The sequence below is a fragment of the Actinoplanes sp. NPDC051494 genome (assembly GCF_044454705.1).
GTDB lineage: Bacteria > Actinomycetota > Actinomycetes > Mycobacteriales > Micromonosporaceae > Actinoplanes.
Genome location: NZ_JBITDZ010000001.1, coordinates 1,386,888 through 1,396,428, shown reverse-complemented (window position 1 = coordinate 1,396,428; position 9,541 = coordinate 1,386,888). Strand labels below are relative to the sequence as shown.

The window sequence follows — 9,541 nt, the reverse complement described above, 5'->3', positions numbered from 1 at the left end:
CTATTGGCAGGTAACTTCCTGACGGGAAGTGGGCACTTCCAGGTTCGTAGCGCACCCGCGGGTGAAGGAGACGGTCGATGGCGACGATGACGGCGGCTCAGCAGCGGGCGCAGGCCAAGGCGAAATATGACGCTTTCCTGGCCGGATGTCCCAGTCGTCAGCTGCTCGACCGGATCTCCGACAAGTGGGTGACGCTGGTCCTGGCCGCGCTGCGCAGCGACGGCTCACACCAGTTCGGTGCCGACTGCGCCGGCGAACCCCGGCCGATGCGGTACTCGGAGCTGTCCCGCATGCTCGCCGGCGTCAGCCAGAAGATGCTCACCCAGACGCTGCGCTCACTGGAACGCGACGGCCTGATCACCCGCACGGCCACGCCGACCGTGCCGGTCACGGTGACCTACGAGCTGACCGAGCTCGGCATGTCCCTGCAGCAGCTCGTGCGCGGCCTCAAGATGTGGGCCCAGACGAACATGGACGACGTGCTCGCCAACCGCGCCGCCCACGACGCCGGCATCGGGCGCCCCGTGGGCTCAGGCGATGGTGGCCGGGCGTAGCTCGCATCGGTCGACCGCCATGAGGAACGTCGAGCATCCCGTGTCGCCGCTGACGGCTGATCCCAGCAGTGTCATGACTGCTCCATAGTGATTGCCACCGTTTCGATGTCGGGGTGCAACGCCAGGACCGCTTCCGCCTCGGCCTCGCCGCCGATCTTGAGGCCGTCCAGGTGCAGCGGGTCGAAGAAGACCGCCCCGACATTGAAGTGGAACAGCGCGCCCCGGACCAGACCTTTCTCCAGTTCGGACTCGTCGTTGAGGAACAGCGTGACCGCGCTGCAGCGTACGTCGAAATAGGTGTCCAGGAAGTTGCCGGCCAGGCTCACGAACAGGGAACGGATGTCCTCGGAGCCGTGATCCTCGTACAGCGAAGGCTGGTCCACGCCGCTGAACCGCAGCGACCCGTCGCCCTTCGTGAGGCGCATCATGAGGCAGCCGTCATCCGAGGTGAGGAAGGCGTCCTTCTGGAACAGCACGACGCGCCCGGGATCCTCTTCATGGACGTAGGCCGACACCAGGAGGTCCTGGACGGTCGCGTGCCGGCGGAACAGGGCGACCAGCCACTCCGGCGGTGTCGGGCTCATCCGGGTGATCTTATGCGGGGAGGCAACCACTCGAGGGCATGAGCACGCTGGTCGTCGACGGCGGTCTCACCGTCCGGGGTTCGTTCCCATGAGCGCCCGGGCCCGGGCACGCGGCGATCTTCTCCAGGCCGGGCAGCGCGGCCTCCTGGGCCTCGTCCGCGGCGTCGTGGTCGGCCCGGAAAGCCTTACGGTTCGTAGGCCGTGGCGCTTTTACGTGACAACATGTCGTAATCTTGTCGACAGGTTGTCGTATAAAGGAGCGCTCGTCATGGACCAGAAACTGATCGTCGTCACCGGGGCCTCCACCGGCCTGGGTGCCGCCGCCGCCCGCGAGCTCGCCCGCCGGGGCTTCCACGTCCTGGCCGGGGTGCGCCGCGACGCCGACGCCGACGCCGTCCGGGCCGCCGGGGTCGAGCCCGTCATCCTCGACATCACCGAGCCCGGGCACGTGGCCGCGCTCGCCGCCCGGATCGCCGCCGGCCCGGGCCCGCTGCACGCGCTCGTCAACAATGCCGGCATCCAGGTGAACGGGCCGGTCGAGACGCTGCCGATGGACCGGTGGCGGCAGGTGTTCGAGGTCAACCTGTTCGGTCACGTCGCCGTCACCCAGGCCCTGTTGCCGGCCCTGCTGCGCGGCCGGGGTCGCGTGATCAACATTAGCTCCATCGGCGGCCGGGTCGCCATGCCCACGTACGGCGCGTACGCCGGTGCGAAGTTCGCCCTGGAAGCGGTCAGCGACTCGCTGCGCCGGGAAGTGGAACCGCTGGGCGTACGGGTCGTGGTGGTCGAACCCGGCGGCGTGCGCACCGAGATGGCCGGCCGCGGGGTCGCGACGGCGACCGAACTGGCCGCCGGCATGACCCCGGAGCAGCACGAACGCTACGGCGGCCTGGTCCACGCGATCAACACCCTGATGACCACCGGCACCGCGTCCGGGCTGACCGCCGACGCCGCCGCCCGGGTCGTCGCGAAGGCCGTGACGGCCCGCCGCCCGCGCACCCGGTACACCGCCGGGCGCGACGCCGCCATGCTCATCGGCCTGGCCCGGTTCCTGCCCGACCGGGTCCTCGACCGGGTCAGCGCCGCCAACCTGCGCCGCCACTACCCGCCGGCCGCCGCCGCGTGACCGGTGGGAGAGGATGATCCGATGCCGCGGATCCGGGGAGCCAGCATCGGGGAACACCACGACATGGTGTGGGCCGACCTCGCCGGCGCGATGCGCGAGCTGCTGCTCGAACGCGACTACGACACGATCAACATGGGCCACATCGCGACCCGGGCCGGGCTCGCGCGCAACACCCTCTACAACTACGCCGGCGACAAGAAAGCGCTGGTCATGGCGCTGACCCAGCGGGTGGGCCGGCCCACGGTCGACCGGGTCACCGCGATCGCCGCTCGGGCCGGCGACCCGGCGCCGGCCCGGATCAGCGAGATGATCGAGGCGGTCCTGGAAGCCTTCCAGGACCCGGTGCTGCAGCTGATCTTCCGTACGGGACCAGGTGTGCCCGGCCCGGGAGGCCCGTTCCACGAGGTCGTGGTGGAGGTGCGCACCGTCGTCCGGGCCGGCGTCGCCCGCGCCGAGTTCCACGCCGTCGCCGACGTGGACCTCACGGTGGAACTGCTGTCCGGCGTCATGCGCGCCGGCGCCGAACGCATCGGCCGCGACCCGTCCGCGTTCCCGGCCACCGTCCGGACCGCCCAGCAGATCCTCATCGCGTCCCTCGCCGCCTGAGTCCCGCGACCTCAGCCGGTGCTGACCACCAGTTCGGTGTGCCGATCATGGGCGAGCCGGGCGGGGCCGGCGGCCACCAGGGTGGCCCGGGCCCAGGGTTGTTCGCGGAGCAGGAACGACAGTTCCTCCCGCATCCAGTTCGCCACCTGTTCGCGCTGCTCGGGGGAGTCCCCGTCGCGGGCCGTCAGGAGGCGTTCCTGGTCGTCGAGGTCGCCCTGCAGCCAGATCGAGGCATCCAGCCAGGGGGCGAGTTCGGTGCGGATGACGCCGGTGCCCTCGACCCAGAGGATGTCGGTGCCGGCCGGCACGACGATCGATCCGGGCCGGCCGTGGGTGATCCAGGCGTCCGGGCGGACGTCCACCGCCTCACCCCGGTGCACCGGGCGCATGATCGTTGATCATGGCCCGTTCGGGTAAAAGACCCGACTGTGCCGACGACCCGGCAAGGGTGGCCGGTCATTGCTCCCGCGTTTAGCTGCTGCCATGGTGTGCGAAGTCGCCGCATACGCCCGTTCGGACCTATTGGCGACTCATTCGAACACCATTATCTGTACGGGGACAATTATGCGAAAAATCAAGGCAGCGCTCGCCGCCGCGGTGGTGCTGACCGCCGCCGGGATCGCCGGGTGGGGGCCTCTTTCCCAAGCTCAGGCCGCTGAGACCAGGCAACCGGTCACCATCGCGGTGGTCGGCGACTCCTATGCCGCCGGAAACGGTGCGGGGGCTTACGAAGGGGTTCGGGGCTGTTATCGCAGCAGTCAGAACTGGGCCCGGCGTTACGCTCGTACGCTCAGTGAAAAAGGATTTGCGCCGACCGTGGTGAACCGGGCCTGTTCCGGTAGCGGGATCGCGTCCTTCTCGACCCCGCGGGCTCTCGACCCGTTCCTGGCGCCCGGTGCGGATTGCCCCAAGGCGTTGCCCGGCGAGGTCGTCAAGCGGCTCGACGCGACCCGGTGCCAGAGCACACTGGACGCCCAGGTCGACGCGCTCGGCCCGGACACCGACCTGGTCCTGCTGACGCTCGGTGGCAACGATCTCGGCTTCCCGGCGATCGTCGCGCAGTGTTTCGTGCGCGGGCTGCGGAACCCGGCCGGCTGCCGGGCCACGGTCGGGGCCGCGAGTGCGGGGCTGCCCGCGCTCGGTGCCGGGATCGCCGACACGTTCGCGCGGATGCGGGCGAAGCTGCGCCCGGACGCCAAGGTGGTGCTGGTGGGCTATCCGCAGCTCATCGGCGCCAGTCCGTACGCGCTGGTGAAGGGCTCGGACCGGTTCGACGCCGCTGCGGCCGTACGCAAACTCGGTGTTGACGGCAGCGCGGCCCAGCAGGCCGCCGTCGCCGCCGCGAACGCCGCGGCCGGAGCGCCCTTCATCTCCTACGCCGGGACCGTCATCCCGGCGTTCGCGGGCCACGAGCCGGACGTCGCAGGCGGGTCGAACGCCGGGTCGTGGCTGGTCCCGGCGCTGACCACGCCGCTGATCCCGGAGTGGTACCACCCGAACAGCGCGGGGCAGGCCGCGCTCGCCGGGCTGCTGGCGGGTGACGCCTACGGTGCCGGGCACGCGGTGGATCCGTCGCAGACCGCGCCGTACGCGTGGATCGGGGAGAGCTACCTCGCCGCGGTGGGATATCCGGTCACCTTCGAGGCCACCGGGTCGTTCGATCCGGCCGGCGGCACGCTGAGCTACGGCTGGGACGTCGACAACGACGGCACCATCGACCGGACCACCACGGAACCGTCACTGACCTGGACGTACGCGGCCGCGTACGACGGTCTCGTCAAGCTCACCGTGACCAGTTCCACCTCCGGGCTCGCCGGCTCCGCGACCGCCGCGACCATCGTGGACGAGGACGGCGACAGCGTCCCGGCCGCCGCCGACAACTGCCCCACGCTGCCCAATCCCGACCAGGGAGACCTCGACCACGACGGTACGGGCGACGCGTGCGACCCGGCGTCGGGGCTGCCGGCCACCGAGGCCGAGGGCGTCACGATCGACACGACCGCGGTGAACGCCGTCCCGGTCTCGGCCGACGACGAGTTCACCACCCCGAGGTCGAAGCGGCTCGTGGCCGGCGCCCCCGGTGTGCTCGGCGGCGACACCGACGCGGATCCCGCCGACACCCTGACGGCCGCGCTGAAGACCGGCCCGAGGCACGGCGCGCTGAGGTTGAAGGCGGACGGCTCGTTCACGTACACCCCGCTGGCGTCCTTCGTCGGTGCCGACACCTTCCGGTACGTGGCCGTCGACGAGTCCGGCGCCCGGTCCGCCCCGGCGACCGTCACCATCCGGGTGACGCCGCTGCCGGCCGAGCAGAAACGCCTGGTCTTCAGCGCCTCGGGCACCAGCGGCCTCGCGGTGTCCGGTCCGATCGTCGCCGGCGCTTACAAGATCACCGTCGGCAGGAAGGGCAAGATCACGATTGCGGGTACGGCCACCGTGCGCGACCAGCGCGGCAAACTGACCAAGGTCACCATCGCCGCCCTGGGCACCACCACGTCCGCCACATCCACGGTCACGGTGGTGGTGGGCGGCAAGCGCCGCACGTTCACCGGCGCGGGCTCCCTGGAGAAGACGTCCACCGGGGTCACCGGCACGTTCAAGCGCTTCAGCTTCGAGCTCCTGGACGCCGCCGAGTAGCGCATCCGCCCGGCGGGCAGACTGGAATCATGGCTCAGGTTCACGTCGTCTTCGCGCACCCGGGTGGGCCGAGCTTCACCCCGCCGCGGACGTGTGGGCGTTCGTCTACCCGGTGTGGTGGGCGGACTGCCCGGCGATCCTCAAGGGCTGGTTCGATCGGGTGTGGACGGTGGGGTTCGCGTACAAGCCGCGCCGGGTTCGTCCGGCCCGCCGTGCGCTTGTGCTGTGCACGGCCGGGTACACCGTCGCCGAGCTGGAAGCCTCGGGCGTGTATCCGGCGATGCGGACCACCATGCTGACCGACCGCATCGGTGACCGGGCCGGATCGAGTGAGTTCCTCGTGCTCGGCGGACCCGGCGGAAGGGCACGGCAGCTGCACGAGGTCACCGAGCTCGCGCGGTCGGTCTGACGTGACACCCCGGTTGTCGTACGACTATAGTCATGGAGCATGACAAAGATCGACCTGATGGACTCGATGGAGTTCCGCCGGCGGCTCGGCGGGATCAGCCGGCAGCGGGCGTACCAGATCACCACGCAGGCGAATTTCCCCGCACCGGCCGCCGTGCTGAGCCTGGGCCGGGTGTGGCACACCGCGGAGGTGGAGAAGTGGATCGCCGAGTGGCGACCCGCGGCCGCTCTCGCATCCCTCACATCCCCCGGATCCCTTACATCCGGAAGCCGGCCGGCCCGCGTACCGTTGCGGCAGCCAGCTCCCTGACCCGGGCGGCCGGGACAGGCACGCCGGGCGCAGCCTGCACCCAGGCCACGAAGTCCGGGACGCTGAGGCCGGCCGGCGGCTCACCCACGTACGGCAGCGCGTACAACGGGGTGTTCGGTTCGCTGCGCCAGCTGTCCGCGAGCGTGCCCAGGTCCACGGCGTCGAAGCCGAGCACGTCCAGCAGCTCGGTCACTTCCCGCTTGGCGGCCGCGTCGTCGCCCGAGATCGGCAGCGCGGTGCGGTCCGCGGCGCCGGCCGGGCGGAACAGGTCCAGCAGGTGCTTCGGGCCGATGCTGTGGAACGCCTTCACCACCCGGGCGCCGGTGAGGTGGCGCTGGGCGAATTCGCTTGAGGTCAGCTCGTTGCGGTCGAGCTCCGGAACGTTCGACCCCGGATACACCACGTAGTTCATCGGGTCGATCACGGTCTTGCCGGTGAGTTCCGCGCGGGGCAGCCGATCGAGTGCGGTCAACGGCACGGCCACGACGACCAGATCAGCCACCCGGGCCGTCTCAGCCGGCGTGGCCGCCCGCACCCGTTCTGCCACGCCGGCCCGTTCTGCCGCGCCGGCTCTGGTGTCGAGTTCGGTTACCAGGGCGGCCAGGGATTCTGGGCCGCGGGAGTTGCTCAGGACGACGGTCAGGCCGGCGTCGACGGCGCGGCGGGCGATGCCGGTGCCGACCATGCCGGTGCCGATGATGCCGAGGATCGGTGTGCTCATGGATTCATCACAGTCGGTGTGACCTGCGCGAACAATGACCAGAAACGTTCGGCGGCGATCACATTTTGTGATAGATCAGGGAGGGTGGAACTCAGGGCGCTGCAATATTTTGTGACCGTCGCCGAGGAACTGCACTTCGGCCGCGCGGCGGAACGGCTGCGCATCGTGCAACCCGCGGTGAGTCAGCAGATCAGCCGGCTCGAACGCGACCTCGGCGTCCGCCTGCTCGACCGGACCTCCCGCCGGGTGCGCGTCACCCCGGCCGGGGAACGCGTGCTCGCCGCGGCCCGAGAGACGCTCGCCGCCGCGGCCCGGGTGCGGGTGGTCGCCGGCGAACCGGCCGCGGTCCTGCGCATCGGGGTGGCGTCCTGCGTCACCCACCGCCTCGACCGCGCGCTGGCCCGGATGCGCGACGGCGCACGCCCCGCCGCACCCACGCTGGTCGACCTGCCGGTGACCGCCCGGATCGACGCGGTCCGCGACGGCGACCTGGATCTGGCGCTGGTCCGCGGCGCGGTCACCTCCACGACGACAACCGTGGTGCGCGCCTGGACCGAACCTCTGCACGCGGTGGTGTCCCGCGACCACCGCGCGGCCGGCAAGCCGGTGGTCAGCCTGCACGACCTCGACCCGGCCGGCCTGCGCCTCGCCGCCCGCGACAATGATCCGCCGCTGCACGACGCGATCCTCGCCGTCCTGCCCACGGCACCGGTGCGCCCGCCGGCCGGCGACATGCTCAACGTGCTGTTCGAGGTGAGCCGGGACCCCGAGGGCTGGACCCTGCTGCCGTCCGAGCAGCTCGCGCAGTCCTCCTCCGACCGGATGCGGCAGATCCCGCTCGACCCGCCGGCCACCATCGACGGTCACGTCGTCACGTCGCTCGCCACCCCGGGGACGTGCGTCGCGTCGTACGTGGCCGCTTTCGGCGAGTGACATCCTTGCCGGACCGGCGGAGAATGGGCCCATGACCGATGAGCATGCGCACGAGGTCGACGAAGCTCAGCGCCGCGCCGACCGGTTCGGCAAACTGCCCGCCCGGGTGCATCCCGACGACGCGGTGGCCATGACCGAGACTGATCCGCCCCAGGACCGGACCACCCCCGCCGGCGGCGAGGACCAATGGATGCTCCGAGTGGCGGCCGGCTGAGCAGGGCGGCCTGAGCAGGGCGGCCTGAGCAGGGCGGCCTGAGCAGGGCTGCGGTTCAGGTCAGGTGGTGGCCAGGAGCACCGCGGACTGCATCTCCTGCACCGCCTGGTAGGTCGCCTCGCTCGCCCACGTGCTCGTGCGGAGTTCCTTCAGCCTGTCCCGCACCGGCCCCTTCGGCAGGTCGGCGAAGACCTGCTTGCGCCAGCTCAGCGCGCCGACCAGCGCGATCAGTGCGGCCGTACGCGGCTCGATCGTCAGGCTCGACGTGACCGCGGTCCGCAGCCTGTCCCGCATGGCCGTCTCCACCGGCGGCTCGCCCCCGCCCGGAGCGGGATAGCGGGTGTACGGGATGAGCAGGAACCGGTCCTTCCTGCGTTCCAGCACGCCGGCCGAGACGAGCGCGTCGAGCACGCCCGGTCGCGCCTTGCGGCCCAGTTTGTAGACCCAGTCCTTCGGCTTGCGCGCCTTGTCGCCGGCGATCCGGTCGAGTGCCGCGTCGGCCACCGGGTCGCCGGTCGGGCTCGGATCGGTCACGACGACCTTCTTGCCGGGCGCGTCGATCCGCCCGGCCAGGGCCAGCTCCTGCAGGATCGCCCCGCCGACCCCGTAGTCGAGCACCCCGGTGCCCTGGGCCCGGCCGTCATCGCGGTAGGCGATCAGCACGATCTCTTCAGCGAGTGAGGTGGTCACGGTCCCACGATAGACATTACGGTCACCGGATGGCTGATCACGAGGACCGGGCGGCGATCGCGGAGCTGGTCCGGACGTTCTTCGCCGCCTTCGTCTCCGGTACGGACTCCGCGTCGCGCCTCGACGCCCTGCGCGCGATCCTGCACCCGCGGGCGGTGATCGTCCGGACCTGTGGCGGGGAGCCGGCGGTGTACGCGGTCGACGACTTCATCGCCCCGCGCCGGGAGCTGTTGTCGAGTGGCCGGCTGACCGGCTTCAGCGAGTGGGAGCTGTCCGGGCGCACCGAGGTGTACGGCGACATCGCCCAGCATTTCTGCGGCTACGCCAAATCCGGGGTCCAGGACGGGGTGCCGTTCACCGGGCAGGGCATGAAGACGTTCCAGTTCGTCCGTACCGTGGCAGGCTGGCGCATCATCGCCGCGGCCTGGGACGACGCACCGGAGGACCGCGGGTAGGAAAGGCTCAGGTGCCCGGCGCCCGGAGGATCTGGGCCTTGTGCTGAAAGAGCTCGATCTGGGTCTCGAAGCCGAGCTTGCGCAGCGCCTCGTCCTTGAGCGCCGCGACATCCTTGAGGCTGCAGGAGAACTTGCTCGCGATGTCGACCGCGGACACCCCCTCGAGGATGCAGCGCAGCGTTTCGTGCTCGGAGTTCGTCAGGGTGGAAAGGGGAAGGTTCCGTTGTCCAGCACTGTCAGACATGACAAGCAGCTCCTCGATCCACGCAGAAGTCGGTGACTCAATTTTAGCCGATTTGTCCC

General features: G+C 70.7%; 13 protein-coding genes and 1 pseudogene. 9 read left to right on the top strand and 5 right to left on the bottom strand.

Annotation, left to right across the window (positions count from 1 at the left end; genetic code table 11):
- The first annotated feature begins 77 nt into the window (after window positions 1–77).
- Entirely contained in the window at window positions 78–554 is a 477-nt protein-coding gene (locus tag ACIA6A_RS06580; protein ID WP_396096360.1) for a winged helix-turn-helix transcriptional regulator, read from the top strand.
- Between the two features lie 71 nt (window positions 555–625).
- On the opposite strand, the gene ACIA6A_RS06575 is transcribed toward ACIA6A_RS06580, so the two are convergent.
- The gene (locus tag ACIA6A_RS06575; protein ID WP_396096359.1) at window positions 626–1,138 is read right to left on the bottom strand and encodes a hypothetical protein; all 513 of its coding nucleotides are present in this window, start codon (window positions 1,136–1,138) and stop codon (window positions 626–628) included.
- A gap of 268 nt (window positions 1,139–1,406) precedes the next feature.
- Between ACIA6A_RS06575 and ACIA6A_RS06570 the strand changes: the two genes are divergently transcribed.
- The gene (locus ACIA6A_RS06570) at window positions 1,407–2,264 is read left to right on the top strand and encodes an SDR family NAD(P)-dependent oxidoreductase (RefSeq protein WP_396096358.1); all 858 of its coding nucleotides are present in this window, start codon (window positions 1,407–1,409) and stop codon (window positions 2,262–2,264) included.
- A 21-nt stretch (window positions 2,265–2,285) separates the two neighbouring features.
- Window positions 2,286–2,870, top strand: coding sequence for a TetR/AcrR family transcriptional regulator (locus ACIA6A_RS06565; RefSeq protein ID WP_396096357.1), 585 nt, complete (start codon window positions 2,286–2,288; stop codon window positions 2,868–2,870).
- A gap of 11 nt (window positions 2,871–2,881) precedes the next feature.
- Here the strand turns inward: ACIA6A_RS06565 and ACIA6A_RS06560 are convergent, their stop codons facing one another.
- A complete protein-coding gene (locus tag ACIA6A_RS06560) occupies window positions 2,882–3,259 on the bottom strand; it encodes a hypothetical protein (RefSeq protein WP_396096356.1) in 378 nt (125 codons plus the stop codon).
- A gap of 175 nt (window positions 3,260–3,434) precedes the next feature.
- Between ACIA6A_RS06560 and ACIA6A_RS06555 the strand changes: the two genes are divergently transcribed.
- The 3 genes and pseudogenes from ACIA6A_RS06555 to ACIA6A_RS06545 all read left to right on the top strand — a co-directional run bounded on the left by ACIA6A_RS06555 (window position 3,435) and on the right by ACIA6A_RS06545 (window position 6,225).
- The gene (locus tag ACIA6A_RS06555) at window positions 3,435–5,507 is read left to right on the top strand and encodes an Ig-like domain-containing protein (protein WP_396096355.1); all 2,073 of its coding nucleotides are present in this window, start codon (window positions 3,435–3,437) and stop codon (window positions 5,505–5,507) included.
- A gap of 88 nt (window positions 5,508–5,595) precedes the next feature.
- Window positions 5,596–5,916 (top strand): annotated as a pseudogene (locus ACIA6A_RS06550) (NAD(P)H-dependent oxidoreductase); the annotation flags it as partial.
- Window positions 5,917–5,955: 39 nt separating this feature from the next.
- Window positions 5,956–6,225 (top strand): hypothetical protein, encoded by a 270-nt coding sequence (locus tag ACIA6A_RS06545; RefSeq protein ID WP_396096353.1) that lies wholly within the window; start codon window positions 5,956–5,958, stop codon window positions 6,223–6,225.
- On the opposite strand, the gene ACIA6A_RS06540 is transcribed toward ACIA6A_RS06545, so the two are convergent.
- Window positions 6,173–6,946 (bottom strand): NADPH-dependent F420 reductase, encoded by a 774-nt coding sequence (locus ACIA6A_RS06540; RefSeq protein ID WP_396096352.1) that lies wholly within the window; start codon window positions 6,944–6,946, stop codon window positions 6,173–6,175. The two genes, ACIA6A_RS06545 and ACIA6A_RS06540, sit on opposite strands and share 53 nt — an antisense overlap.
- An 84-nt stretch (window positions 6,947–7,030) precedes the next feature.
- Here ACIA6A_RS06540 and ACIA6A_RS06535 point away from each other — a divergent pair, with 84 nt between their 5' ends.
- Together ACIA6A_RS06535 and ACIA6A_RS06530 are read left to right on the top strand one after the other, a co-directional pair.
- Window positions 7,031–7,879: a LysR family transcriptional regulator gene (locus ACIA6A_RS06535; RefSeq protein ID WP_396096351.1), complete on the top strand. Its 849-nt coding sequence runs from the start codon at window positions 7,031–7,033 to the stop codon at window positions 7,877–7,879.
- 31 nt (window positions 7,880–7,910) lie between these two features.
- On the top strand, window positions 7,911–8,093 hold the full coding sequence (locus ACIA6A_RS06530) for a hypothetical protein (protein WP_396096350.1): 183 nt from the start codon (window positions 7,911–7,913) through the stop codon (window positions 8,091–8,093).
- 60 nt (window positions 8,094–8,153) lie between these two features.
- Here ACIA6A_RS06530 and ACIA6A_RS06525 read toward each other — a convergent pair whose 3' ends face one another.
- Window positions 8,154–8,783: a GPP34 family phosphoprotein gene (locus ACIA6A_RS06525; protein ID WP_396096348.1), complete on the bottom strand. Its 630-nt coding sequence runs from the start codon at window positions 8,781–8,783 to the stop codon at window positions 8,154–8,156.
- Window positions 8,784–8,812: 29 nt separating this feature from the next.
- Between ACIA6A_RS06525 and ACIA6A_RS06520 the strand changes: the two genes are divergently transcribed.
- Window positions 8,813–9,238 carry a DUF4440 domain-containing protein gene (locus ACIA6A_RS06520; RefSeq protein ID WP_396096347.1) on the top strand — a complete coding sequence of 142 codons (426 nt, stop codon included), beginning with the start codon at window positions 8,813–8,815 and terminating at the stop codon, window positions 9,236–9,238.
- Between the two features lie 7 nt (window positions 9,239–9,245).
- Here ACIA6A_RS06520 and ACIA6A_RS06515 read toward each other — a convergent pair whose 3' ends face one another.
- Window positions 9,246–9,482, bottom strand: a complete 237-nt coding sequence (locus ACIA6A_RS06515; protein ID WP_396096346.1) for a LuxR C-terminal-related transcriptional regulator — start codon at window positions 9,480–9,482, stop codon at window positions 9,246–9,248.
- Window positions 9,483–9,541 lie beyond the last annotated feature (59 nt).